Below are 24,981 nucleotides of genomic sequence, written 5' to 3'. Positions count from 1 at the left end.
GTCCATTTGTCGACATCCTACTGGTCGCGGGCACGGGGGTGCGCCGCAGCGTGGACCTCCCGGAGTTGGTCGACCGTCACGAGTGTATAGATCTGCGTCGTGGCCACGGACGAATGGCCGAGCAATTCCTGCACCGCCCGCAGGTCGGCGCCCCCGGAGAGCAGGTGAGTGGCGAACGAGTGACGCAGGGAGTGCGGCGAGACGTCGGTGCCGAGGCCGGCCTTGCCCGCGGCCTGCTGGATCACCGCCCAGGCGCTCTGCCGGCTGAGCCGCTGCCCACGCTGGTTCAGCAACAGGGCGTGGTCGGGTTGCTTGGCGACCCCCGCCAGTCCGGGTCTCGCCCGCACCAGGTAGGCGTCGACCGCCGCCCGGGCGTAGCTGCCCAGCGGGACGATCCGCTCCTTGTTCCCCTTCCCCAACAGTTTCAGGCCGGCGTCCGGGTCGGCGAGTGCCGCGGTGGCCTCGTCGAGGTCCAGCGCGCAGATCTCGCTCACCCGGGCGCCGGTGGAATAGAGCAGTTCGAGGAGCGCCGCGTCGCGGAGGCCCACCGGCGTGCTGGTGTCCGGCGCGGCGAGGAGGCGGGTGACCTCGTCGACGGTCAGGGCCTTGGGCAGCCGCTGCCGCAACTTCGGCGGGGAGATGTGCTCGGACGGGTTCTCGTCGGCGAGGTGCTCCCCGACGGCGAAGCTGTGCAGGTTGCGCACGCTGACGAGCGCCCGGGCCACCGAGGAGCGGGCGGCCGTCCTCGACCGCTCACGCACGAACTCGGAGATCTCAACCTCCGTCACGTCCCCGAGTTCGCAGATCCCCCGGTCGGACAGGAACTCGGCGTAGGTGGTGAGGTCCCTCCGGTACGCCGCGACCGTGTTGGCGGCGAGGCCCCGTTCGACGTTGATGTGGCCGAGGAACTCGTCGATCGCCTCGAGGATCGGGGTCATGCCCGGATCGGCCACGGCGCGTCGGTCCCGCGTAGTGCGTCGAGACGTCCCGAGAGCCGTGCGGTCTCCAGCGCGAGCACGCCGGCCACCAGCGTCGGCGACTGGCAGCGGCCGGCCAGCACCGCGTCGACGAGCTCCTGTCGGCCGACGCGGGCGGTGACCATCTCCGCCTCCTCGCCCTCGAGTTCGAAGCCGTCGGGGCGCGCCGTCGGGGCCAGGCCCCGCGCCAGGTAGATGCGTAGTGATTCCTCGCAGGCGCCGGGCGTGGTCACCATGTCGACGAGCACGTCCCATCGCCGGGCCGCGAGCTCCACCTCCTCGGCGAGTTCCCTGGCGGCGGCGTCGAGCCAGTCCTCGCCGTCCTCGTCGAGGAGGCCCGCCGGGATCTCGACGAGTTCCATCCCCACCGGATGCCGGTACTGGCGAAGCACGACGACCTCGTCCCGCTCCTCGTCCCAGGGCACCACGGCGACGGCACCGGGATGGGTGAGGAACTGACGGGTCATCGTTGCGCCGGTCGGGGTCTCGACGACCTCGTCCACGAACTCCGACACCCGGCCGCTGCCCAGCACTTCCCGCCGGAGCACCGGCCAGCGCATCCTGCGATCCTCGATCAAGGCGCTTCCTCCTGTTCGGAAGGTAACCCTACTCCCGGTACCGGTAAGAGGCACCGTCGGGTCAGACGGCGTGACGAGCGGACGGGTGGTCCGCTTCAGGACAGGACACCCCGGATCCACGCGCACGGGCCACGTGAACCCTATCGTCCGGCTCTGGAATTCCTGCGGACTCAGTAGAAAAGGATTTGAGGCATGTCGTCTGATCCCCGCGACGGCTACAGTCGTCGGCGAGGTGTACCGTGACCGACCCCGTACTCGACGCCCGAATCCTCGTCCACGTGATCGCCACCGGACGCAGCACCCTCGGGGGGCTGTCCCGGTGCCTCGACCAGGACCCCAAGACGCTCGTGCGACGCATCCGATCGCTCGTCGCCGCCGGCGCCCTGGAGCTCTCGTCCACCGGCGACGACACGCAGCTGGCCCTCGCGGCGGGCCGGCCCGAACCCATCGCGGCCCACGCCGCCGACGACGACAGCGGCACCATCGGCGCCTGGCTGCAACTCTGCCGGGCCCGCGCGGGCCATGGCACCATCGGGCTGCGCAGCAGGGCCGAGTTCGACACCGTCGCCGCCCGCTACAACCACCGGGCGCGTGGCGTCGTCTTCCTCCTCTCCCGCGCCGTCGGCGAGCAGGGCCGGGCGTGGCGCGACCTGAACCTCGGCCTGATCCGCGAACTGCTCGGACTCGGCAAGCGGGTGCGCATGCTGATCTCCCACTCGTTCCTCGACAGCCCGACCGGACGCGCCTTCGCCACCTCGGTGATCGACTCCGGCGGCCAACTCCATGCCACCTCCCGCGTGGACACGCCCATGATCCTGTGGGAACGGCTGGGGGCCGTCCACTTCCTGCCCCACCGGGGGCAGATGCTGCTGCAGACGGAGGGGGTGGACGCCCTCCAGCCGCTCACCGACACGTGGGTGGGCAGCGCCTCCCCCGCCCAGCAGGTGACCTCGGCCACCGTCATCCGGCTGCTCGCGGCAGGACACACCGACGCGGGGGCCGCCCGCAAGCTGGGGATCTCCGAGCGACAGTTCCGCCGCCACGTCTCCGTGCTCATGCAGGAACTGGACGCCTCGAGCCGCTTCCAGGCCGGGATCGAGGCCGCGCGGTCTATGCAGTGGTGAGGCCGGGCGGGCCCCAGGCGCCGGGGGCGGGCAGCGTCCGGGTGCGGACCTCCACGCCGTCCGCGTGCACGCTGGCGACCGCGACCAGGAGCGACAGGGTCGGGTAGCCGTGGGGGCGGTTGTCGCGGATGATCGCGCGGTCGTCGGTGGGGTCGACCGCGGTGGTCGCGGCGAGGACGTCCAGCCAGCCGTCAGGATCGGACTCGGCGAAGGAATCCAGCCATGCCGCGATGCGGGCCGTGCGCGGGTCGTCGACGTCGTCGTGGGCCACCATGTGGGTCCCGGGCCCGAGCAGCCGCACGGTCGGCGGCTCCTCGCCGGTCCACGAGGTCACCTTCACGGATTCGCCAGTGGCCTCCACGAGGTTGAAGCCCAGCGTCGTCAGGGGGCTCGGGAGCGGCACCCCGGCGAGCGCGTCGAGCACCAGCCGGCCGCGCGTCGTGGGGACGGGAACGTCGGGGAAGCCGGCCCGGTTCAGCAGCACGGCGATCTTGCGGTCGTCCGCGGCCAGCCACGCGCCCCCGGCCTGCTCGTCGAGCACCCCTCGGACGCCCGGTCGGTCCTCCCACCATGCCCCGAGCGGACGCCAGGGGCGGGCCGGGTCCTCGTCGCGCACCGCGAGCAGTCGGACGGGTTCGGGAGCGTTCGGTTGGGGGACGCGAATGACGACGGTGCACATGGTAGAGCCAAGGGTACCGACGCCGGACCCCCGGCGGATGCCAGAATCGGGGCATGGAGATCGTCGTGGGAGTCACCGGTGGCATCGCAGCGTACAAGGCGGTGCAACTGGTGCGGCTGTTCATCGGTGACGGCCACGAGGTCCACGTCATACCCACCCAGGACGCGCTCCGCTTCGTCGGGCTGCCGACCTGGGAGGCGATCAGCCGCCACCGCGTCACGACGTCCGTGCACGACGACGTGGCGGAGGTGCGCCACGTCGCGCTCGGCCAACGCGCGGACCTGGTGGTCGTGGCCCCCGCGACGGCGAACACGCTCGCGTCGATGGCCGCCGGGCTGGCCTCCGATCTGCTCGGCACCACGCTCCTCGCCACCCGCGCGCCGGTGCTCGTGGCCCCCGCGATGCACACCGAGATGTGGCAGCACCCCGCCACGCAGGCGAACATGGCGCTCCTCCGGTCGAGGGGCGTGCACGTCGTGGGCCCCGACGACGGGCCGCTGACCGGCGGCGACTCCGGGCCCGGGCGGATGAGCGAGCCGGAGGCCATCCACGCGGTCGCGGTCGAGCTGCTGGCGCAGCCGCGCGACCTCGCCGGACTCACGATCGCGGTCTCCGCGGGCGGCACCCGCGAACCCATCGATCCCGTGCGCTACATCGGCAACCGCTCCACCGGCAGGCAGGGGGTGGCGCTGGCCGTGGCCGCGGCCCGCCGCGGCGCCCGGGTGCTGCTGGCGGCGTGCAACGTGGAGGCCGACGTGTTGCGGCAGGCCCACCGGGCCGGCGTCGAGTGCGCCGAGGCCGTCTCCACGCACGACCTCTCCGTGGTCATGCGAGAGTTCGCCGAGCGGGCGGACGTGCTCGTGATGGCGGCCGCCGTGGCCGACTACCGGGTCGCCGAGGTGTCCGAGACCAAGCTCACCAAGGAGGCCGGCGGCGTGCCCATGCTCGCGTTGGTGGAGAACGAGGACATCGTCGCCGCGCTGGCCGCGCGCCGCCGCAAGGGGCAGCTAGTCGTCGCGTTCGCGGCCGAGACCGGCGACGACTACCTCGAGCGGGGCCGGCGCAAGCGGCGGCGCAAGGGCGCCGACCTCATCGCCGTGAACCAGGTCGGTTGGGACAAGGGCTTCGAGTCCCTGCACAACCGGCTGGTCGTGATCGGACCGGACGACGACGTCGTCGCGGACTCGGAGGGTACGAAGCTGCAGGTGGCCGACGCGCTCCTCGACGCGATCGCCGGGCTGCGGTCGCGGGAGGCCCCGAGGGGTTAGTCCTCCACCCCGACCTCGTTGTTGTCGACGGTGACCCAGATCCCGGCGTCCTGCCACTGCTCCACGAGGGCGGGCACGTTGTCGGGCGTCACGGCGGCGGTGAGCGGCAGGAGGACAGTGGTCTCGAAGCCGGCCGCGTTTGCGTCCGAGGCGGTGGCGCGCACGCAGTGGTCGGTGGCGATGCCGCAGACGTCGACCTCGGTCACGCCGCGCTCGCGGAGGAACTCCTCGAGCGACCTCCCGTCCGACTTCCCCTCGAACCCGGAATAGGCCGCCTCGTACTGGCCCTTGTCGAACACCGCGTCGAACCGGTTGAACCGCAGGTTCGGGTGCAGTTCGGAGCCCGGCGTCCCGGCCACGCAGTGCGGCGGCCAGGAGTCGACGTAGTCGGGCGTGTCGCTGAAGTGCGGGCCCGGGTCGATGTGGTGGTCGCGCGTCGCCACCACCACGTCGTAGCCGTGGTCGCCCTCGAGCAGGTCGTTGATCTGCGACGCGACGGCCGCGCCGCCCGCGACGGCGAGGGAACCGCCCTCGCAGAAGTCGTTCTGGACATCCACCACGATGAGAGCGCTGGTCATGCCCACAACCCTAGCTGTGGCAGAGTGACGGCCATGAGCAATCTCCCCGATTGGGCCCCCGAGTTCAACAGTCCTCTCGACGAGAAGATGGGCTTCCAGCTCGCCGAGCTGAGCGCCGAGCGGGTGGTCGGGTCGATACCGGTCGAGGGGAACGAACAGATCTTCGGGATCCTGCACGGCGGCGCCTCGGGGGTGCTCGTCGAGACGCTCGCCTCGCTCGGCGCGTACGCGCACGGCCGGACGATCGGCAAGGTGGGCGTCGGGTTGGACCTCAACGTGACGCACGTGCACTCGGCCACGCGGGGCCGGGTCACCGGCGTCGCCACCGCCGTGAAGCTCGGGAAGCGGGTGGCGGTCTACTCCGTCGAGCTGCGCGACGACGAGGGCACCGTCACGGCCACGGGCCGGCTCACCTGCCAGATGATCGACCCGCGCTGACTCACTTCTTCTTGTTGTGGCTGATGACGCCCTCGGCGACGTCGCGCATCGACTTGCGCAGGTCCATGGCCGTCTTCTGGATCCAGCGGAAGGCCTCCGGCTCGGTGAGGCCGAGGTCCTTCTGGAGGATGCCCTTGGCCTGGTCGATGATCTTGCGGGACTCGAAGCGCTCCTCCAGCGAGGACAGCTCGTCCTCGATGGCGCGGATCTCGGCGAAGCGGCCCAAGGCCACCTCGATGGCGGGGACCACATCGGAGGCATCGAAGGGCTTGACCACGTAGGCCATGGCCCCGGCGTCGCGGGCCCGCTCGACGAGGTCGCGCTGGCTGAAGGCCGTGAGCATCACGATGGGGGCGATCCGCTCCTCCGCGATGATCTCCGCGGCGGAGATGCCGTCCAGCTTCGGCATCTTGACGTCCATGATCACGAGGTCCGGCTCCAGCTCGCGGGCGAGTTCGACGGCTTCCTCACCGTCGCCGGCCTGCCCGATCACCTCGTAGCCCTCTTCGGTGAGGAGTTCGACGAGATCGAGACGGATGAGGGCCTCGTCCTCTGCGACGAGCACGGTGGGCTTCTTCTTGGTCTCGGGCACTGTTCCTCGCTTGTTTGGCATCATTGAGCGGACAAAAATCAACGCCTCCCAGAGTACCGCCGGGGAGTCGAAGTTGCCCACTTCGCCGGTTAATCGGCGATGTGGCACAATTATGCACGCCCTGCCCGGGTGGCGGAATGGTAGACGCGCTCGACTCAAACTCGAGTGGCCGAAAGGCCGTAGGGGTTCGAATCCCCTGCCGGGTACTCCCCGATCCTCGAACGGAGAACGGCCGCCGGAAGACCGGCGGCCGTTTCGTTTCGCAGGCGCCGGTCAGTCGACCTGGCCCAGCTCCTTGACCTTGTGCACGCGCAGGTTGTTGGTCTTGCCGGGAACGCCCATGGGCAGGCCGGACAGGATGACCACGCGCTCGCCGACCTCGATGAGGCCGTGGCCGCGCAGGTACTGGTCCAGCGAGTCCACCATCTCCTCCTGTGCCAGGAAGTGCGGGGTCACGACGGTCTCGATGCCCCACGACAGCGTGAGCTGCTGACGGGTGGACTCCTCCGGGGAGAAGACCAGCATCGGGATCGGGGAACGCAGGCGCGAGAGCCGGCGGGCCGTGTCACCGGACTTGGTGAACGCGACGAGGTAGCGGGCGCCGAGTCGCTCGGCGACCTCCGCCGCGGCCTTCGCCAGGATGCCGCCGGTGGTGTGCGGGTCCCAGTCGATGATGTGGATCTCGCCGTGGCCCTCCTTCTCGGTGGTCTCGACAATGCGGGCCATCGTGGAGACCGTGAGCACCGGGAAGTCACCGACGGAGGTCTCGCCGGAGAGCATGACCGCGTCGGCGCCGTCGAGGATCGCGTTGGCGACGTCGGAGGCCTCGGCGCGGGTGGGGCGCGGGCTGCTGATCATGGAGTCCAGCATCTGCGTCGCCACGATCACGGGCTTGGCCCACTTGCGGGCGGCGCGGATGATCTGCTTCTGCACCAGCGGGACGTCCTCGAGGGGCAGTTCCACGCCGAGGTCGCCGCGGGCGACCATGAAGGCGTCGAACGCGTCGATGATGGCCTGCAGGTTCTCGATCGCCTGCGGCTTCTCGAGCTTGGCGATGACGGGGACGCGCAGCCCCTCCTCGTCCATGATCTCGTGGACGCGCTTGATGTCGTCGCCGCTGCGGACGAACGAGAGCGCCACCATGTCGACGTTGTTCTGGAGCGCCCAGCGCAGGTCGGCCTCGTCCTTCTCGGACAGGGCGGGGACGGAGACCGCGGCGCCGGGGATGTTGATGCCCTTGTTGTTGGACACGGGGCCGGGGACGACCACTTCGCACACGACGTCGGTCTCGGTGACGGAGGTGGCGCGCATACCCACCTTGCCGTCGTCGATGAGCAGCATGTCGCCGGGCTTCACGTCGCCCGGGAGGCCCTTGTAGGTGGTGGAGCTGCGCTCCTTGTTGCCGATGATGTCGTCGGTGGTGATGGTGAAGACGTCACCGCGCTGCAGGTCGTACGGGCCGCCCTCGAACTTGCCGAGGCGGATCTTGGGGCCCTGGAGGTCGGCGAAGAGGCCCACCGTGTGGCCGGTGAGGCGGGCGGCCTCACGGACGTTCTGCAGACGCGTGAGATGCTCCGAGTAGTCACCGTGGCTCATGTTGAGGCGGGCGACGTTCATGCCCGCCTGGATCAGCTCGACGAGACGGTCGACCGATTCTGTGGCGGGACCGAGGGTACAAACAATCTTTGCTCTACGCACGCCGTAAACCCTACCTGACAGGTGCCCACCACCACGATGCCGGAGGGGTCAAAAGGCAACTTTCAGACCGCGTCGGCGCGGACGGCCTCCAACGCCCCGGCGAGGTCGGCGGGGTAACCGGACTCGAAGGTTACGTACTCGCCCCTCGTGGGGTGCACGAAACCGAGCCTGACGGCGTGCAACCACTGCCGCTCGAGGCCCAGCCTGGCGGACAGCCCCGGGTCGGCGCCGTATAGCGGGTCGCCGACGCACGGATGCCCGATGGCCGCCATGTGGACGCGGATCTGGTGCGTGCGGCCCGTCTCGAGCTTGATGCTGAGCAGCGTGGCGCGTCGGTGCGCCTCGAGCGTGTCGTAGTGGGTGACGCTGTGCCGGCCGCCGTCGACCACCGCCATCTTCCACTCGTGCCCCGGATGCCGCCCGATCGGGGCGTCGATGGTGCCCGTGAACGGGTCCGGGTGGCCCTGCACGAGGGCGTGGTAGGTCTTGTCGACGGTCCGGTCGCGGAACGCCTGCTTGAGGACGCTGTAGGCCACCTCGCTCTTGGCGATGACCATGCACCCGGAGGTGCCGACGTCCAGCCGCTGCACGATGCCCTGCCGCTCCGCGGCGCCGCTGGTGGCGACCGGGACGCCCACATGGGCCAGGTGCTCGACGACGCTGGGCCCGTCCCACCCGAGGCTGGGGTGGGCCGCCACGCCGACCGGCTTGTCGACGACGACCAGGTCGGCGTCCTCGTAGAGGATGCCGAGGCCCTCCGCCATCCGCGGTTCCACCGCGAGCGGGGGCGGCGCCAACTCGTCGACCAGTTCCAGCATGGCCCCGGCCCGCACCCGGGAGGAGGGCTTCAGGATGACGGCGCCGTCGACGAGCACGCCGCCGGCCTCGAGCATGGTGTCGATCTTGGACCGGCTGTAGCCGCTGATCCTGGCCGCGACCGCGTCGACACGCTGCCCGTCCAGGGCGTCCGGGACGAGGAACACGCTCATGCGGTTACCGGCTCGCTCGCGGGCTCCTCTTCCTTGTCCCACAGGAAGGTGGCCAGGACGATGAGCCCGGCCGCGAAGGTGATGCAAATGTCCGCGACGTTGAAGATCGCGAAGTACGGCACCTGGATGAAGTCGACGACGTGGCCGTGCATGGGCGACGGAGGCTGGAAGAGCCGATCGACCAGATTGCCGGTGATGCCGGCGAGCAGCAGCCCGAGCGCGATGCCCTGCCAGGTGCGGCGCACCCTGGGCAGCGCGACGAACAGGCAGACCGCGGTGGCCACGATGGCGAAGACGGAGAAGACGACCGTCGCGTTCTCCCCCATGCCGAAGGCCGCCCCCGGGTTGAAGATTAGTGTGAACCGCACCACCGGGCCGAGGACCTCGATGCTGCGGCCCGGCTCGAGGTGCTCGAGCGCGAGTAGCTTGGTGAGCTGGTCGGCGCCCAGGCCCAGGAGCCAGATGCCCAGGGCGAGGAGCGCCGCGGCCAGCCCGCTCCGCGACTTCAGCGCCGTTCCTCCCGCTGCTTGCACGTCACGCAGAGCGTGGCGCGGGGGAAGACCTGCAGCCGGCCCTTGCCGATCGGGTTGCCGCACACCTCGCAGTAGCCGTAGTCCCCCTGGTCGAAACGGGTCAGCGCCAGCCGCAGCTGGTCCGCCATCTCGCGCACGTTCTGGGCCAGGGAGAGTTCCTGGTCACGCTCGAAGTTGCTGGAACCGACGTCGGCCGGGTCGCGGCCCGCCCCGTCGTTGCCCCCCTGCAGGAGTTCGGCCAGCTCGGCCTCGGACTCCGCGATGCGCTTCTCCATGCGCTCGAGCTCCTCGACGAGCTCGGCGCGCTGCTCGGCGACTTCTTCGTCGGTCCATGGATCCTCACCGTCGAGGACCGGAAGCACCACTTCGGGTGCGCTGTGTTCGGGCATCGTAATGACTCTTTCATCGATTGCTGTCCGAGGCAGGGTACACCAAGGACGGGCGACGACGGGAGCGGGCCGGCCCGTGTCAGGCCGGCCCGCTCCCGAGGTGGTGACTACTCTTCGGTTCCGCCCGCGAGCGCGTCGAGGCGCGGCGTGTCGGAACGGCGCTGGGCCAGCTCCGGGACGTCTCCCGGCTCCGGGTGGTCGTCGTTGAGGGCCTGCAGCATGCGCTGCAGGGTGCCGCCCAGGTTGGAGCGGTACTCCCCCTCGAAGCGGCGCAGCGCGTCGACCTTCAGCGTCAGCTCGCCCTGCTCGCGCTCGAGGTCGGCGAAGAGCTCGGTGCGGCGGGCTTCGGTGTCGGAGTCGAGGCGCGACGCGCGACCCTCGGCCTCGGACGTCATCTGCTCGGCGTTGACGCGCGCCTCGGACTCGATGCGCTCGGCGCGGGTGCGGGCGTCGGTCTTGATCTCGGTGGCGCGCTGCTCGGCGTCGGCGATCTTGCGGGCCGCCTCCGTCTCCGCCTCGGCGACGAGCGTGCTCGCCTGGTCGGTGGCCATCTGCAGCAGGCGGGTGACCGCGGGGGCTGCGTCCTCCGCCGCGTGCACGGTGATGTGCTGCGGCTGGCCGCCGGCGTTCGTGATCCGGTCGTTGCGGGCCTGGTTGAGCTCCTCGCGGGTGCTCTCGAGCTGGCTGCGCAGCTGCTCGTTCTGCGCCTCGAGCTCGGCGTTGCGGCGCTGGAGCTCCTGGTTGGCGGCGTTCAGCTTCTCGATCTGCTCGTCGACGCGACCCGAGACCTGGGCGTGGGCGTTGTCCGCCTCCTGGCGGGCCTGCGTGGCCTCCTGCCGTGCCCGCTCGAGCTCGGCGCGGAGCGACTCGAGCTCCTGGTCCTTGGCGCCGATCGCGGCGCGGGCCTCGTTCAGCTCCGCGGAGTTGTCGGCGCCGCCGGTGGTCGTGCCGGCCGACTCCAGCTCACGGCGGAGGAGGTCGCGGTCGTTCTCGAAGGCGGCGAAGCTCTCCTCGACCTTGTCGATGAAGTTGTCGACGTCGGCGACTGCGTAGCCGGTCTCGCGGGGACGCGCCATGCGGAAGCGTACGCGACGCACCTCTTCAAGGGTGAGGCTCATTTGCGCTCCAAACTCTCCAGGGAATTCAAGTGATGGTCAGGCTAGCCTAGCGCCGCCGGAGCGGCCAACGCACCCGTAACCCGAGCTTTAGCTTTCTCAGACCGGCAGGAGCGCCAGCATCGACTGCAGCAGTTGCAGGCCGAGCAGCAGGACCAGGACGGAGAGGTCCAGGGCGACGTTGCCCAGCCTCATCGGCGGGATGATCCTGCGCAGTCCGTTGATCGGCGGGTCGGTGACCGTGTAGACGCCCTCCACGACGAGCAGCGCCAGTCCGCGCGGGGTCCAGCCGGGCACGAGCAACGGCACGAAGGACAGGACGACCCGCGCGAGGAGGACCCAGACGTAGACGGTGATGATCCACCAGAGGACGAACGCAATCACGAAGGGCAGTCTAGCTTTGGTTGAAGAAGCCGCCCGAGGCGATGCGCTCCTTGTCCTCCGGCCCGACCACGAGCCCGGGCGGACAGAGAAGGAAGACCTTGCTGGAGACGCGGTCGATGTTCCCGCGGAGCCCGAAGATGAGGCCGGCGGCGAAGTCGACCAGGCGCTTGTCCTCGCCGTCCTCCATGTCCGAGAGGTTCATGATGACGGGCACGCCGTCGCGGAAGTTCTCCCCGATCACCCGCGCCTCGTTGTAGGAACGAGGACGCACGCTCACGATGCGACTCAAGTCGGCCACCTCCGGTTCGTGCTGCTTCGGAGGGACGGTCGCCACGCGGGGGCGCCGGCGAGCCTGCGGCACGGGGGCCACCTCGCTCGGCTCCTCCGTGTAGTCGACGTCGTCCTCGTCGACGTACACGTCGTCGGTGAGCTCCGCGGAGGGCTCCTCATGACCCCGGTCGTACCGACCGTCGTCGACGAGCCCCATCCACGCGGCGATGCTCCGAACGCCCACTGTCGCCTCCTGAAAATTGCGGTTATCGGAAGGCTAGCGCGTCGCCCCGCAACGGCGGGATCCGACGCGCCCAGCGCCGGCACCTACTTCATGAAATCGGGCACGTCCAGGTCGTCGTCCTCGATCGGCGCGACGGGCGCCTGCGGACGCGCGGTCGGCATCGGCGCCGCCTGCGGGGCATGCTGCTGCGCGGGCTGGAACTGCTCGCGGGGGGCCTGCGCCTGGGGGGCGCCCGGACGCGACTGCTGCGGACGGGTCACCTGCGGCTGGCGCTTCTGCGGCTGGCCGCCGTCGAAGCCGGCCGCGATGACCGTGATCCGGACCTCGTCGCCCAGGGCGTCGTCGATGACCGTACCGAAGATGATGTTGGCCTCGTCGTGCGCGGCCTCCTCGATGAGCTGGGCGGCCGCGGAGACCTCGAACAGGCCGAGGTCGGAGCCGCCGGCGATCGACAGCAGGACGCCGTGGGCCCCGTCGATGCTGGCCTCCAGCAGGGGCGAGCTGATCGCCATCTCGGCAGCGGCACGGGCGCGGTCCTCGCCGCGGGCCGAACCGATGCCCATCAACGCCGAACCCGCCTGGCTCATGATCGACTTCACGTCGGCGAAGTCGAGGTTGATGAGGCCCGGGGTGGTGATCAGGTCGGTGATGCCCGAGACGCCCTGCATCAGCACCTGGTCGGCCTGCTTGAAGGCGTCCAGGATCGCGACCTGGTGGTCGGTCATCTGCAGCAGCTTGTCGTTGGGGATGACGATGAGGGTGTCGACCTCTTCGCGGAGCGCCTCGATGCCGGTCTCGGCCTGGTTCGCGCGACGGCGACCCTCGAAGGAGAATGGACGCGTCACGACGCCGATGGTGAGCGCGCCGAGCGAACGGGCGATCTTGGCGACGATGGGCGCACCGCCGGTGCCCGTGCCGCCGCCCTCGCCGGCCGTGACGAACACCATGTCGGCGCCGCGCAGCGCCTCCTCGATCTCGTCGGCGTGGTCCTCCGCCGCCTCGCGGCCCTTCGACGGGTCCGCCCCGGCGCCGAGCCCGCGGGTCAGCTCCCGGCCGATGTCGAGCTTGACGTCGGCGTCGCTCATCAGGAGTGCCTGCGCATCCGTGTTGACTGCGATGAATTCGACGCCGCGGAGTCCGGCCTCGATCATGCGGTTCACTGCGTTGACGCCGCCACCGCCGACGCCGACCACCTTGATCACCGCCAGGTAGTTCTGAGATGCGCTTGCCATTGCTCGCCTTCCGGCCACGGGAAATTGTCTTCCAACGAAGGCTATGGTCAATTCCCACGCCCGTCCAACAGTGCCCCCGTGTTTTGGATAAGTCGCCTCAAGTTGAACTTGAGGGTTGGCGCTAGCGGGTCGTCGGGTGGTTGGGGGCGGACACGTCGTACACCTTCGCGTCGACCCCGAGCAGCGGGGTGAGGACGCGTGACTTCAGATCGGAGTCGTCCGCGCTCCCCCAGACCACGGTGCGGTCGTCGGCGAGCGTGATCTGGATCCGGTCGACGCTCGCGGCGTCGACGCGCTCCACCTGCCCGGCCACGGCCGGCGGGATGGCGCGGACCACCGTCGCGATGTCGGCGAGGATGCGCTCGTCGCGCTCGCCGCTCACCCGCACCACCGGGAGTTCGGGGTCCGACGCCTGGTTGGTCCGGAACACGATGCCGTCGGCGTCCACCCAGCTGTGGGTGCCCCCGTCCTGGAGCTGGTAGACGGCGGCGCGTTCCTCGACCGTGATGCGCACGGCGTCGGGGAAGTCGCGGGCCACCGTGACGGACCTGACCTCGGGGAGTTCCAGGACCCTCGCCTCTATCGGCTCGGTGTCCACGAGCACCAGGGGCATCCCGGTGGGGATCGCCGCCGTCGCGAGGACGTCGTCGGCGCTCACGAGCGCGTTGCCCTCGACGGTGCCCGCCCGGGTCCGGAAGGTGTCGGAGAAGAAGAAGAGCCAGACGAGCGCGGCGACCAGCACGGTGGCCGTCGCCGCGACCACGACCCTGGACCAGGTCCGGCGCCGCTCACGGTTCCGGCGGCCGCGCAACGCCTCGGCGAACTCCGCGGGGCTAGGCACGCTCTTGCAGCAGCTTGGCCAGCAGCGGGCCGACGATCGTGACGTCGCCGCAGCCGAGGGTGATCACGAGGTCGCCGGGGCGGGCGAGCTCGTTGAGTGCGTCGGGGAGGTCGTACTTCTCCTTGACGTAGTGGATCTCCCGGACCCCGTGCCGCTCGGCCGCTTCGACGACGAGCTCGCCGGTGACGCCGGGGACCGGGTCCTCGCGGGCGCCGTCGATGTCGTTGATGACCGCCACGTCCGCCAGCTTGAGGACCTCGCCGAACTCGTCGGCGAAGTCGAGGGTTCGGGAGTAGAGGTGGGGCTGGAAGCAGGCGATCAGGCGGCCGCGGAGCCCGGTGGCCTCGTTGCCGGCCTCGGTGGCGCGGCGGGCGGCGGAGAGCGCGGCGCGGATCTCCGTCGGGTGGTGGGCGTAGTCGTCGTACACGCGGATCCCGGCGGTGTCGGTGATCAGCTGGAAGCGGCGCAGGGTGCCGTCGAACCGGCCGAGCGCGTCGACGCACGCCTCGTGGCCGAGCCCGAGCGAGCGCCCGACGGCGTAGGCGGCCGACGCGTTGGCCAGGTTGTGGTTGCCCGGGACGCGCAGGCGGAGGGGCCCGGAGTCGTCGCCGTAGGTGATCGTGGCCTCGGCGCCGGTGGGGGTGGGCAGCACGTCGTGGAACCGCACGTCTGCGTCCGCGGCCTCGCCGTAGGTGACCACCCGGCGTCCCTCTGCCACCAGCCGCTCCGCGAGGCTCCGCGACCCGTGGTCGTCCACGTTGATCACGACCGTCTCCACGGTGGGTCCCGTGGCGAACGCGTGGAACCCGTCGGCGTAGGCCTCGGGGGTCCCCCAGTTGACGAGGTGGTCGGCCTCGACGTTGGTGATGACGGCGATCTTCGTCGGGTACTGGAGGAAGGAGGCGTCGGACTCGTCCGCCTCCACGACGAACGCCTCCCCCTGCCCGACGGCGGAGCTGACGCCGGTGGTGGAGAGGGGCCCGCCGATGACGTAGCTGGGGTCGGCGCCGGCCTCCCCGAGCATCACGGCGGTCATCGCGGTGGTGGTGGTCTTGCCGTGGGTGCCGGCGATGGAGATGCCGTCCTTGCCGATCATGAGTGCCGCCAGGGCGGTGGACCGGTGCCATACCCGTAAGCCGCGGCGACGCGCCTCGGCGAGTTCGACGTTGGTCTCGCGGACCGCGGAGGAGATCACGACGGTGCGGACGTCGTCGGCGACCTGCGAGGCGTCGTGGCCCACGTACACCCGGACCCCGACGCGCTCGAGGGAGCGCAGCGCCGTCGAGTCGCTCTGGTCGGACCCGGTGGTCCGGATGCCGAGCTCGGCGTAGAGCCGGGCTATGCCGCTCATGCCGGAGCCACCGGCGGCGATGAAGTGCACCGGACCGACCTCGGTGGCCGGGAGCACTTCGACGGGGGTGAGCAGCATGCTCGTCACCTTTCCTTCTTCACGACGTCCAGGATGGCCCGCGCGAGCACCTCGGCGGCGTCCGCCGGGTACATGTCCCTGGCGGCCCGCGACATCGCCTCCAGCTTGCCACGGTCGGAGAAGATGCCGAGCACGGTGTCGCGGAGGGTCGCCGGCGTGAGGTCGGACTCGTCGAGGAGCACCCCTCCCCCGGCCTCGACGAGCGCCGCGGCGTTGCGGCCCTGCTCGCCGTTGCCCCAGGGCAGCGGGATGAAGACGACCGGCAGCCCGGACACTGCGGTCTCCATGACGGTGCCGGCACCGGCCCGGCCCACCATGAGGTCCGCGGCGGCGTAGGCGCGCGCCATGTCGTTCACGAAGGCGACGGGGCGGTAGCGGGCGCCCGACGTGTGGACGATCTCCACGTCGTCGGTCTCCGAGAAGTTCTTGGGACCGAGGACGTGCAGGATCTGGATGCCGGCGGCCAGGATCTCGTCGCGGGACTCGAGCACCGCACGGTTGATGGCCGCAGCGCCCTGCGATCCGCCGGAGACCAGCAGCGTGTCGCGGTCCGCATCGAGCCCGAAGCCCGTCCGCGCCTCGGCCGGCGTCACCTCGGGGTGGGTGATGCGCCGGTCCATGGGCATGCCGATGACCTTCGCTCCGGCCAGCGGCGTCTCGTAGGTGGTGGCCACGTAGGCGGCGTTCCGGGCGCCGATCCGGTTGGCGATACCGGGCAGGTTGTTGGCCTCGTGGACGACGACCGGGACCCGCATCAGCCGGGCGGCCAGGTAAACGGGGATCGACACGTACCCGCCGAAGCCCACCACCACGTCGGCGTCCGCCCTGCGGATGACGCTGCGGGCCTCGAGCACGGAGCGGGTCAGCGTGTACGGCAGCTTCACGAGGTCGAGGTTCGGCTTGCGCGGCAGCGGCACGGGTGTGATCAGCTCCAGCGGCAGCCCGGCCTCAGGGATGACGCGGACCTCGAGCCCCTTCGCGGTGCCCACGGCGACGAGGCGGTCGACACCGAGCGCCTCGAGGGCCCGGGCCGTGGCGATGAGGGGCGAGGTGTGGCCGGCGGTGCCGCCTCCGGCGAGTACGACGCTGGTCACTGGTCTCCCTTCGTGGCCGCCATCACGCTGGTCATGCGGCGGCGCTGGCTGTTCTTGCGCTTCTTCGACCGGAGGTACCGCTGCGCCTCGGGCGTCTGTTTCGCGACCGCGAGCAGGACGCCCACGGCGAGCAGGTTCGCGAGGAGTGCCGATCCGCCGTACGACACGAACGGGAGCGGGACGCCCAGCACCGGCAGCAGGTGCATGACGACGAAGATGTTGATGAGGGCCTGGACGATCAGCCAACCGGTGATGCCGGCGGCCGCGACCCGGCCGAAGAGCGTGTCGGAGCGGCGGGCGATCTCGAAGCCCGCGTAGGCCAGCAGGGCGAACGCGGCGATCACGGCGAGCACGCCGAAGAGCCCGAGCTCCTCGCCGATGACGGCGAAGATGTAATCGGTGTGGGCGCCGGTCTTGAGCCCGCCCCACTTCTGGCGGCTGGCCCCGAGCCCCAGGCCCCACCAGCCGCCGGAGGCCAGCGCGTACAGCGCCGACATGGGCTGGGAGGAGAGGTCGGTGTTGGAGCTGGGATCGAGGAAGATGCTGATCCGGCTCATGCGGTTGTCGGAGCCGTAGACGAGCAGTGCGACCACGCCGGCCGCGGCGGCGCCGATCGGGAGGAGGTAGCGCAGGGGGGTGCCGACGAACCACAGCAGCAGCGCGAAGATCGCGCCCATGATGATGCCCGTGCCGAGGTCCCGGCCGGCCAGGACGAGGAACAGCAGGATCACGGACAGGGGCACGAACGGCCAGACGAGGTGGAACGGCTCGTGGAGCAGCCGCCGCTTGCGGTGCAGCACCGTGGCGGCGAACACGACCAGCGCGAGCTTCGCGAACTCGGACGGCTGGATCTGCACCGGCCCGATCGCCAGCCAGTTCTGGTTGCCTGCGACGCGCACGCCCAGCGGTGAGAGCACGAGGATGAGGAGCACGGTGGCCAGCGCCCAGACGAGCCAACCGAGCCGCATCAGCGCCGCCAGGTTGAACCGCCCGAGCACGTAGGCACCGATGACGCCGATAACGAGGAACGCCAACTGACGGAGGGCGAAGTAGTAGGGACTGTGACCCCACGACTGCGCGATCACCGACGAGGACGAGAGGACCATGAGGGTCCCCAGCCCGACCAGGAAGCCGACGCTCGCCACGACGAAGTAGAACGGCGCCAGCGGCGCATCGAGGAGTGCCCGGATCTGGTTGCGGGTGGTCGGGGTCCGCGCCGGGGAAGCTGCGTGGATCGCCATTTCCGTCCCTCCGTCAGTTCTTCAGGTACTCCTCGACGGCTGCGGTGAAGGCATCGCCCCTGGCCGCGTAGCCGTCGAACATGTCCAGCGACGCGCCGCCCGGGGAGAGCAGCACCACGTCGCCGTCCCGGGCCAACTCGCCCGCGAGGCGCACGACCTCGGTCATGACCCCAGTGTCGGACGAATCCAGCACGTGGACGGGGACCTCGGGCGCGTGTCGCGCGAGGGCTTCCGCGATGACGCCGCGGTCGACGCCGAACAGGATGGCGGCCCGCATGCGCTCGTGGTGGGCCCGGACGAGGTCGTCGAACGACGTGCCCTTCGTCTGGCCGCCCGCGATCCAGACGAAGTGCTCGAAGGCTGTCATGGCGGAGTCCGCGGCGTGCGGGTTGGTGGCCTTGGAGTCGTCGATCCAGCGCACGCCACGGGCCTCGGCGACCTGTTGGATCCGGTGCCCGGCGAGCTTGAGGTCGCGCAGGCCCTGCGCCACCGACTGCGGTCGGACGCCGAAGCTGCGGGCGAGCGCCGCAGCGGCGAGCGCGTTGGCGACGTTGTGCGGGGCGTAGGGCTGCACGTCGCTCACCCGCGCGAGCTCCAGCGCAGAGGTGGCGCGCTGCTCCACGAACGCGCGGTCGACGAGGAGGTCGTCGACGATGCCCACCATGCTCCGGGCGGGCGTGCCCAGCGTGAACCCGATGGCCCGGGCCCCCTCGGTGACGTCGGCCTCCTCCACCATCCGCTCGGTGACCGGCTCGTCGGCGTTGTAGACGCAGGCATGCGTGACGCGCTCGTAGATCCGGGCCTTGTCGTCCTGGTAGCGCTGGTAGCCGTCCTCGCCGTCGTACCACTCGAGGTGGTCCTCGTGGATGTTGAGGACGGCGGCCGAGTGGAGCGCGACCGTGTGCACGTAGTGGAGCTGGAAGCTGGAGAGCTCCACTACGAACACGTCGTACGTCTCGTCGTCCAGGATCGCCTCCACCAACGGCCGCCCGATGTTGCCGACCTCGGCCACCTTGTAGCCGTCGGCGGTCAGGATGGAGGTGAGCATCTGCGTCGTGGTGGTCTTGCCGTTGGTACCGGTGATCCCCAGCCAGGGCACGACGCGGTCGGGCTGCTGCATCCGCCAGGCGAGCTCCACCTCGCCCCACACCGGCACGCCGGCCTCGGCCGCGGCGTGGAGCAGCGGCGCGTCGGGGCGCCAGCCGGGCGAGGTGACCACGAGGTCGGTCCCCTCCGGGAGCCTAGCCGTCGAACCCGGCCCGGTGATGACCGTGGCGTCCAGGTGCCGCAGGAGCTCCGCCTTGTCGTCGTGCGCGTGCGAGTCGTCGAGGACGGTCACCCGCGCGCCGAGTTCGAGCAGCCCGTCGGCGGCCGCGAACCCGGAGACGCCGAGCCCCGCCACGACGACGTTCGCCCGGCTCCAGTCGGAGAGCCGGTTCGCGGTCGCGATCCAGTCCTTGGTCACTGTCCAACCACCCATTCCGCGTAGAAGATGCCGATGCCGAGCGCCACGAAGAGGCCGCAGATGATCCAGAACCGGATCACGACGGTGACCTCCTCCCACCCCTTCAACTCGAAGTGGTGGTGGATGGGCGACATCTTGAAGATGCGCTTGCCCTTCGTGAGCTTGAAGTAGCCGACCTGGAGCGCCACCGAACCGGCCTCCATGACGAAGAGGGCGCCGAGGATGACGAGCAGGAGTTCGGTCCGCGTCATCACCGACAGCCCCGCGAGCGACGCGCCGATCGCCATCGAGCCGGTGTCGCCCATGAAGATCTTGGCCGGCTTGGCGTTCCACCACAGGAACCCGAAGCAGGCGGCCGTGAGCGCGATGGCGACGACGGCGAGGTCGTACGGGTCGCGCACCAGGTAGCAGCGCGGGCCGGCCGTGGACGTCCGGGAGCACCACTGGTTGAACTGCCAGATGTTCACGATCGTGTAGGCGGCGAAGACCAGGGTCGCGGAGCCCGCGAGGAGCCCGTCGAGGCCGTCGGTGAGGTTCGTCGCGTTGGACCACGCGGAGACGAGGAAGGAGATGAAGATGATGGCGACGATCGTCGGCAACACCAGCCAGCCGATGTCGCGCAGCAGCGAGACCGCGGGCGAGCCGGGCGTCAGCCCCCGGTCGTCCGGGAAGTTCAGGACGGCCCAGCCGAACAGCGCCCCGATCGCGAACTGGCCGATCAGCTTGCCCCGCGCGGTGAGCCCGAGGCTGCGCTCCTTGGCGATCTTCGAGAAGTCGTCCATGAAGCCGAGGAGTCCCATCGCGAGCATGAGCCCGAGCAGCAGGATGGCGGACAGCGTCGGCGGGTTCCAGAGGACCAAGTGGCTGATCGTGTAGGAGAACAGCACGGCGGCGATGATGATGAGCCCGCCCATCGTGGGCGTCCCGCGCTTGACCTGGTGGGAGTCCGGGCCGTCGTCGCGGATGTACTGGCCGTACTTCTTCCGAACCAGCAGCCGGATGAGCACCGGGGTGCCGACGAGGGTGAAGATGAGCGACAACCCGCCCGCCAGCAAGATGTTGATCACTTGGTCTCCTCCTCCAGCTCGGCCGCTACCCGCTCGAGCCCGATGCCTCGGGAGCCCTTGACCAGGATGACGTCGCCTGGCGACAGCCTAAGCGACCCGGCGACCTCGTCGCGCGCTGCCACTCGGGCGACCCGCACATTCTCCGCCGCGCCCTGCACGACGGCCTCCGCGTGCTCGCCGACGGCGACGACCTCGTCGTAGCGGAGGTCGGCCGCGAGCCGACCGGCTTGGAGGTGCGCGTCGCTGGCGCCCTCGCCGAGCTCGAGCATGTCCCCGATCACCGCGATGGCCCGAGCCGCCGGGTGCTCCTGCCGGTTCGCCTCGACGATGTCGGCGGCGGTCGCGAGCGCCGCAGCCAGGGAGTCCGGGTTGGCGTTGTAGGCGTCGTTGAGCAGCAACGCTCCGCCGGGGAGGCGGCTGAGCGCCATCCGCCAGCTGGACCGCACCTCGGCGGCGCTCAGCGCGGCGGCCACGTCGTCGAGTCCCATCCCGACGATGAGTCCGACGGCGGCGGCGCTCAGCGCGTTGCCCACCTGGTGACGCCCGATCACGCCCAGTTCGACGGGGGCGGTCCGGGTGCCCGACGCGTCCGTCACCTCGAGCGTGAACCGTGGCCGGCTCAGGGCGTCCACGTCGACGTCGCGCGCCCGCAGCCGCAACGCCCCGTCGGGGAGCTCCCCTCGCCCGACCCAGGCGATCCGGCCGCGGGTCTTCTCCGCCATGGCCGCGACGTTCGGGTCGTCGGCGTTCAGCACCGCCCAGCCCTCGTCCGACAGGTCGCGGACGAGTTCGGACTTGGCCCGGGCGGTCATCTCGATGCCCCCGAACTCGCCCACGTGCGCCTGACCAACGTTGAGCACCACCGCGACGTCGAGCGGGACCAACGAGGTGAGCCAGGCGATGTGGCCGACGCCGCGCGCGCCCATCTCCGACACCAGGTAGCGGGTGTCCTGCCCCACCCTGCAGGCGGTGAGCGGGACGCCGATCTCGTTGTTCTGGCTTCCCTCGGGCGCCACCGTCGGGCCGGAGCGCTCCAGCACCTGGGCGATGAGGTCCTTGGTGCTGGTCTTGCCCGACGAGCCGGTGACCCCGATCGACACGAGGCCCCGGGCGCGTGCCTCCCGGACCACCCCGCGGGCGATCCAGCTGAGGGTCTGCACGGAGTCCTCGCCGAGCAGGTGGGGCATGTCAGCCTCGGTGCGGTGGGTGCCGACGACCGCGGCGGCCCCCGCGTCCCGGGCCGCCGTCGCGAAGGAGTGACCATCGACTCGTTCGCCGGGGATGGCGACGAAGAGGGCCCCCGGCGTGACCTTGCGGTTGTCGGTGACGACGTCGGGACCGACGAGCACGTCGTCGCCCAGCACCTCCACGGCCGCGGGCTGCATCAGCTCCACGAGTTCGCTCAGCATGCGTGGCTTCATCGTTCTCCTCCTCGTAGGCGCCCCCAGCAACGGCGCGCGACGGCCACGTCGTCGAAGTCGACGACCCGGTCCGCAAAGATCTGGCCCTGCTCGTGGCCCTTGCCGAGGATAGCCACTACTCCCTCGCGGCCCGTCCGGGCGATGGCGAGCTCGATGGCCTCCGCGCGCCCCGGCACCTCGACGACCTCCGCCCGCCCGCCGCGGGCGCCGGCCAGGGTGGCGGCGCGGATCGCGGCCGGGTCCTCGGTCCGGGGGTTGTCGTCGGTGATGACGACGAGGCGGCTCAGCGCCGCGGCCGCCTCCCCCATGAGGGGACGCTTGTCGGGGTCGCGGTCCCCGCCGCAGCCGAGCACGGTGGTGACCGGTCCCAGCTCCGAGAGCGACTCGAGCGCGCCCCGGACGGCCTGCGGCGTGTGGGCGAAGTCCACGATGATCAGGGGCGCGTCGTCATCGAGGACGGCGCGCTGCATCCGCCCCGGCACCTGCGCGGTGGCGAGGCCCTCCAACGCGGCGTCTGCGGGGACGCCGGCCGCCTCGAGCATGGCGAGCGCCACCGCCCCGTCGATCATGTTGTGGAACCCGGGGAGCGCGAGTTCGAGTCGCAGCTCCTCGTCGCGGCGTCGGATGGTCGCCACCCCGCCGAGCCGGCCGTGGGGCCTGGCGTCGGAGACGAGGTAGTCCGCGTCGCGGGTCCCGACGGTGATGAGCCGCGTCGTGGCGTCTCGACGGAGTCGCCCGGCGATCTCGCGGCCGTGGGCGTCGTCGACCCACACCACGGCGGCCTCGGACCTGCCCGGTTCGAACAGCTTCGCCTTGGCCTCGAAATATGCGGCCTGCGTGTGGTGGAAGTCGAGGTGGTCGTGGCCCAGGTTCAGGAAGCCGGTGACGTCGAAGCGGATGCCGCCGACGCGCTGCAGGTCGAGCGCGTGGGAGGAGACCTCGAGGGCGACGCTGTCGGCGCCGCGCTCCTCCATGACCGCGAGGAGCGCCTGGAGATCGACGGCCTCCGGCGTGGTGACGGTGGAGCGTCCCGACTGGATCGCCTCACCGTTGAGCCGGAAGCCGATCGTCCCGATTGTCCCGACGCTCCGGCCGGCCCCCATGAGCCCGGCGGCGAGGAGCGCCACCGTGGTCGTCTTGCCGTTGGTGCCCGTCACGCCGAACATGGTGAGCCGGTCGGTCGGCCGCCCGAACACCTCCGAGGCCACGTCACCCAGCCGCGCCCGCACGTCGTCGACCACAACGACGGGGACGCCCAGACCGCCCGCGAGCGCGGCCCCGTCCGCATCGGTGAGGATCGCGGCGGCACCGGCCGCGGCGGCGTCGGCGGCGAACCGGGCGCCGTGCGTGCGGGTTCCGGGCAGGGCGGCGTAGAGCCAGCCGGGCTGCACGGCGCGGGAGTCCAGCGTCACGCCGGTGATCTCAGGGTTCGCGGTGGCTTCGGGCAGCAGCGCTTGCAGCCCGACCCCGCGGTGCCGGCTCGGACGGATCGAAGTCATCACTCAAAAGTTAGCGCCTTGCGCGGCGCCTCGCTCGTCGAGGGGAGCACGTTGTACCGGGGCAAGGCGATCTGCAGGACCTGGTTGACCACCGGCAGGGCGAGCTGGCTTCCGAGGTTGCCGTTGGTCGGCTGGTCCAGCACGACGTAGACGAGGATCTGCGGGTCCTCCGCCGGCGCCACGCCGACGTAGGAGGCGGTGAACCCGTTGTAGCACTTGCACTTCGGGTCGTACCGCTGCGCGGTGCCGGACTTGCCCGCCGTGCGGTAGCCGGGGATCGCCCGCTTGTCGGGGTCGAGCATCGTGACGGCCTCCATCATCTCCACGACCATGGCGGAGGCCTCCTCGGAGATCACCTCGCGGCTCGTCGGCTCCGGGAGTTCGACGGCCTTCCCGTCGGCGCCGGTGGCGGACTTGATGATCCTGGGCTGGTGGTAGGTGCCGCCGTTCACGACGGAGGCGATCGCCGACGCCATCTGCACTGCGTTGACCGACAGGCCCTGCCCGAAGGAGATCTGGTCGCGGGTGTAGTCCGGCATGTCCTTGCCGGGGATGCTGCCCGCGTTCTCGCCGGGCAGCCCGGACCCGCTCTTCGACCCCAGCCCGAAGCTGGCGAGGTATTGGCTGAGCGTGCCCTTCTCCATCTGGCGGGCGAGTTGGATCGTGCCGATGTTCGACGAGTTCGCCAAGATTCCGCGGGCGGTGAGGTTGATGGTGCCGTGGTCGTAGGAGTCGCTGACGTAGCCGCCGCCGGACGCGATCCTCGGCGGCACCTGGACGCGCGTGTCCGGGGTGACGAGCCCCTGGTCTGCGAGGGCGGCCATGGTGAGCACCTTCTGGGTGGAGCCCGGCTCGTAGGCCTGCGTGACGGCGCGGTTGCCGAGGTCGTCGGGGTCGGCGGCGCCGGGGTTCGACGAGTCGAAGGTGGGCAGGACCGACAGCGCGAGGATCTCACCCGTGTGGACGTTCATCGCGACGGCCGTGCCGGTCTTCGCCTTCGCGTTGCGGATGCCTTCGGCGAGCATCTGGTCCGTCATCCACTGGAGGTCGGAGTCGAGCGTCAGCTGGTAGTCGACGCCGTCCTCGGCGGGCACCATGATGTTCGTGCCCAGCGGGATCCGGCCGTAGGTGGAACGGTCGTAGGTGGACTTCCCGTCCACTCCCGCCAACTGCTCCTGGAGCGCGTACTCCAGCCCGCTCGCGCCCTTGCCCTCCGCGTTGACGAAGCCGACGACGTTGGAGCCGGTGGAACGGTTCGGGTAGACGCGGATCGGGTCGGACTCGCCGAACACCCCGTAGAGGGGGCGCTTCCCGTCGCCGTCCAGCCCGGCGCGCATGTCGGCCTGGATCTGCGTGAACGTGTGGGCCGGCACCTGCCGGGCCACGATCTCGTAGCGGGACCGCTTGCCGGTCTTCTCGTTGGTGCGGTCGAAGATCTCGAGGTAGTCCGCCTTCCGGCCGCCGAGGTGCTCGACGAGGATGTCGGCCACCGCGCCGGGGGCCAGTTCGGCCTCCTCCTGCTTCTTCCGGCTCATCGGGTAGCGCTTGTCGGCACCGTTGGTCTTGATCATGTCCGGGTCGACGGTGACCTTGAAGCCGGGCTCGGTCTCCGCGAGCACGACGCCGTTGCGGTCGGTGATCGCGCCGCGGATCGCGGGTTCGTCGCGGGTGGTCTGCATCTTCGACGCGGCCTCCGCCGCGAACGCCTGGGGGTCCAGCGCCTGCAGTTGGAAGGCGCGCACTCCGGCCACGCCGAGCAGCAGGGCGACGACGACGAGGAAGACGCGCAGGCGGAGCCCCGTGCTGGCCAGTTTGAGGCTGGCGCTGCGGCGGTAG

Annotated in this window: 25 protein-coding genes and 1 tRNA gene; 4 read left to right on the top strand and 22 right to left on the bottom strand. The window is 70.7% G+C overall.

Features of this window, described 5'->3' with window-relative positions; all coding sequences use genetic code 11:
- Positions 1-17: 17 nt before the first annotated feature.
- Together xerD and BLR46_RS09860 are read right to left on the bottom strand one after the other, a co-directional pair.
- Complete coding sequence (gene xerD, locus BLR46_RS09865; protein ID WP_093251913.1) at positions 18-938, bottom strand: site-specific tyrosine recombinase XerD; 921 nt, start codon at positions 936-938, stop codon at positions 18-20.
- Complete coding sequence (locus tag BLR46_RS09860) at positions 935-1,537, bottom strand: NUDIX domain-containing protein (RefSeq protein ID WP_093251916.1); 603 nt, start codon at positions 1,535-1,537, stop codon at positions 935-937. The genes xerD and BLR46_RS09860 overlap by 4 nt, the downstream gene beginning before the upstream one ends.
- A 257-nt stretch (positions 1,538-1,794) precedes the next feature.
- Between BLR46_RS09860 and BLR46_RS09855 the strand changes: the two genes are divergently transcribed.
- Positions 1,795-2,679, top strand: coding sequence for a hypothetical protein (locus tag BLR46_RS09855; RefSeq protein ID WP_093251537.1), 885 nt, complete (start codon positions 1,795-1,797; stop codon positions 2,677-2,679).
- On the opposite strand, the gene BLR46_RS09850 is transcribed toward BLR46_RS09855, so the two are convergent.
- On the bottom strand, positions 2,666-3,358 hold the full coding sequence (locus tag BLR46_RS09850; RefSeq protein WP_093251536.1) for an NRDE family protein: 693 nt from the start codon (positions 3,356-3,358) through the stop codon (positions 2,666-2,668). The two genes, BLR46_RS09855 and BLR46_RS09850, sit on opposite strands and share 14 nt — an antisense overlap.
- Before the next feature lie 53 nt (positions 3,359-3,411).
- Between BLR46_RS09850 and coaBC the strand changes: the two genes are divergently transcribed.
- Positions 3,412-4,626, top strand: coding sequence for a bifunctional phosphopantothenoylcysteine decarboxylase/phosphopantothenate--cysteine ligase CoaBC (gene coaBC / locus BLR46_RS09845; protein WP_093251535.1), 1,215 nt, complete (start codon positions 3,412-3,414; stop codon positions 4,624-4,626).
- Here the strand turns inward: coaBC and BLR46_RS09840 are convergent.
- Positions 4,623-5,204, bottom strand: coding sequence for an isochorismatase family protein (locus tag BLR46_RS09840; protein ID WP_093251534.1), 582 nt, complete (start codon positions 5,202-5,204; stop codon positions 4,623-4,625). The two genes, coaBC and BLR46_RS09840, sit on opposite strands and share 4 nt — an antisense overlap.
- A gap of 33 nt (positions 5,205-5,237) precedes the next feature.
- Between BLR46_RS09840 and BLR46_RS09835 the strand changes: the two genes are divergently transcribed.
- Positions 5,238-5,642: a PaaI family thioesterase gene (locus BLR46_RS09835; RefSeq protein WP_093251531.1), complete on the top strand. Its 405-nt coding sequence runs from the start codon at positions 5,238-5,240 to the stop codon at positions 5,640-5,642.
- 1 nt (position 5,643) lies between these two features.
- Here BLR46_RS09835 and BLR46_RS09830 read toward each other — a convergent pair whose 3' ends face one another.
- Positions 5,644-6,234, bottom strand: coding sequence for an ANTAR domain-containing response regulator (locus BLR46_RS09830; RefSeq protein ID WP_245701635.1), 591 nt, complete (start codon positions 6,232-6,234; stop codon positions 5,644-5,646).
- Positions 6,235-6,357: 123 nt separating this feature from the next.
- On the opposite strand from BLR46_RS09830, the gene BLR46_RS09825 reads away from it, so the two are divergent.
- Positions 6,358-6,440 (top strand) — tRNA-Leu (locus tag BLR46_RS09825).
- Between the two features lie 67 nt (positions 6,441-6,507).
- Here the strand turns inward: BLR46_RS09825 and pyk are convergent.
- The 17 genes from pyk to BLR46_RS09740 all read right to left on the bottom strand — a co-directional run bounded on the left by pyk (position 6,508) and on the right by BLR46_RS09740 (position 24,956).
- On the bottom strand, positions 6,508-7,932 hold the full coding sequence (gene pyk / locus BLR46_RS09820) for a pyruvate kinase (RefSeq protein ID WP_093251525.1): 1,425 nt from the start codon (positions 7,930-7,932) through the stop codon (positions 6,508-6,510).
- Between the two features lie 62 nt (positions 7,933-7,994).
- The gene (locus tag BLR46_RS09815; RefSeq protein WP_093251523.1) at positions 7,995-8,921 is read right to left on the bottom strand and encodes an RluA family pseudouridine synthase; all 927 of its coding nucleotides are present in this window, start codon (positions 8,919-8,921) and stop codon (positions 7,995-7,997) included.
- Positions 8,918-9,454, bottom strand: a complete 537-nt coding sequence (gene lspA, locus BLR46_RS09810) for a signal peptidase II (protein WP_245701634.1) — start codon at positions 9,452-9,454, stop codon at positions 8,918-8,920. Before lspA ends, BLR46_RS09815 begins: the two co-directional genes overlap by 4 nt.
- A complete protein-coding gene (locus tag BLR46_RS09805) occupies positions 9,427-9,843 on the bottom strand; it encodes a TraR/DksA family transcriptional regulator (protein WP_093251522.1) in 417 nt (138 codons plus the stop codon). The genes lspA and BLR46_RS09805 overlap by 28 nt, the downstream gene beginning before the upstream one ends.
- Before the next feature lie 107 nt (positions 9,844-9,950).
- Positions 9,951-10,961 carry a DivIVA domain-containing protein gene (locus BLR46_RS09800; RefSeq protein ID WP_093251519.1) on the bottom strand — a complete coding sequence of 337 codons (1,011 nt, stop codon included), beginning with the start codon at positions 10,959-10,961 and terminating at the stop codon, positions 9,951-9,953.
- Between the two features lie 96 nt (positions 10,962-11,057).
- Positions 11,058-11,342, bottom strand: coding sequence for a YggT family protein (locus BLR46_RS09795; RefSeq protein ID WP_093251512.1), 285 nt, complete (start codon positions 11,340-11,342; stop codon positions 11,058-11,060).
- 10 nt (positions 11,343-11,352) lie between these two features.
- Positions 11,353-11,829, bottom strand: a complete 477-nt coding sequence (locus tag BLR46_RS09790; protein ID WP_093251908.1) for a cell division protein SepF — start codon at positions 11,827-11,829, stop codon at positions 11,353-11,355.
- Between the two features lie 110 nt (positions 11,830-11,939).
- Entirely contained in the window at positions 11,940-13,088 is a 1,149-nt protein-coding gene (gene ftsZ / locus BLR46_RS09785) for a cell division protein FtsZ (RefSeq protein WP_093251509.1), read from the bottom strand.
- A 121-nt stretch (positions 13,089-13,209) separates the two neighbouring features.
- Positions 13,210-13,929 (bottom strand): cell division protein FtsQ/DivIB, encoded by a 720-nt coding sequence (locus BLR46_RS09780; RefSeq protein ID WP_093251507.1) that lies wholly within the window; start codon positions 13,927-13,929, stop codon positions 13,210-13,212.
- Complete coding sequence (murC, locus tag BLR46_RS09775) at positions 13,922-15,358, bottom strand: UDP-N-acetylmuramate--L-alanine ligase (RefSeq protein ID WP_093251906.1); 1,437 nt, start codon at positions 15,356-15,358, stop codon at positions 13,922-13,924. Before murC ends, BLR46_RS09780 begins: the two co-directional genes overlap by 8 nt.
- Positions 15,359-15,363: 5 nt before the next feature.
- A complete protein-coding gene (gene murG, locus BLR46_RS09770; protein WP_093251504.1) occupies positions 15,364-16,452 on the bottom strand; it encodes an undecaprenyldiphospho-muramoylpentapeptide beta-N-acetylglucosaminyltransferase in 1,089 nt (362 codons plus the stop codon).
- On the bottom strand, positions 16,449-17,693 hold the full coding sequence (ftsW, locus tag BLR46_RS09765; protein ID WP_093251502.1) for a putative lipid II flippase FtsW: 1,245 nt from the start codon (positions 17,691-17,693) through the stop codon (positions 16,449-16,451). Before ftsW ends, murG begins: the two co-directional genes overlap by 4 nt.
- Before the next feature lie 13 nt (positions 17,694-17,706).
- Positions 17,707-19,173 (bottom strand): UDP-N-acetylmuramoyl-L-alanine--D-glutamate ligase, encoded by a 1,467-nt coding sequence (gene murD, locus BLR46_RS09760; RefSeq protein WP_093251499.1) that lies wholly within the window; start codon positions 19,171-19,173, stop codon positions 17,707-17,709.
- Positions 19,155-20,225, bottom strand: coding sequence for a phospho-N-acetylmuramoyl-pentapeptide-transferase (gene mraY / locus BLR46_RS09755; RefSeq protein WP_093251496.1), 1,071 nt, complete (start codon positions 20,223-20,225; stop codon positions 19,155-19,157). The genes murD and mraY overlap by 19 nt, the downstream gene beginning before the upstream one ends.
- Positions 20,222-21,646 carry a UDP-N-acetylmuramoyl-tripeptide--D-alanyl-D-alanine ligase gene (locus tag BLR46_RS09750; RefSeq protein WP_093251494.1) on the bottom strand — a complete coding sequence of 475 codons (1,425 nt, stop codon included), beginning with the start codon at positions 21,644-21,646 and terminating at the stop codon, positions 20,222-20,224. Before BLR46_RS09750 ends, mraY begins: the two co-directional genes overlap by 4 nt.
- Complete coding sequence (locus BLR46_RS09745; protein WP_093251491.1) at positions 21,643-23,145, bottom strand: UDP-N-acetylmuramoyl-L-alanyl-D-glutamate--2,6-diaminopimelate ligase; 1,503 nt, start codon at positions 23,143-23,145, stop codon at positions 21,643-21,645. Before BLR46_RS09745 ends, BLR46_RS09750 begins: the two co-directional genes overlap by 4 nt.
- Positions 23,145-24,956, bottom strand: a complete 1,812-nt coding sequence (locus BLR46_RS09740; RefSeq protein WP_425441392.1) for a peptidoglycan D,D-transpeptidase FtsI family protein — start codon at positions 24,954-24,956, stop codon at positions 23,145-23,147. The genes BLR46_RS09745 and BLR46_RS09740 overlap by 1 nt, the downstream gene beginning before the upstream one ends.
- Positions 24,957-24,981: the final 25 nt, after the last annotated feature.

Origin of the sequence: Tessaracoccus oleiagri, from assembly GCF_900103275.1 — a bacterium.
In the GTDB taxonomy this organism is placed as follows: domain Bacteria; phylum Actinomycetota; class Actinomycetes; order Propionibacteriales; family Propionibacteriaceae; genus Arachnia; species Arachnia oleiagri.
The sequence above is the reverse complement of the archived record's forward strand: the minus strand, read 5'-3'. Positions and strand labels throughout refer to the sequence as shown.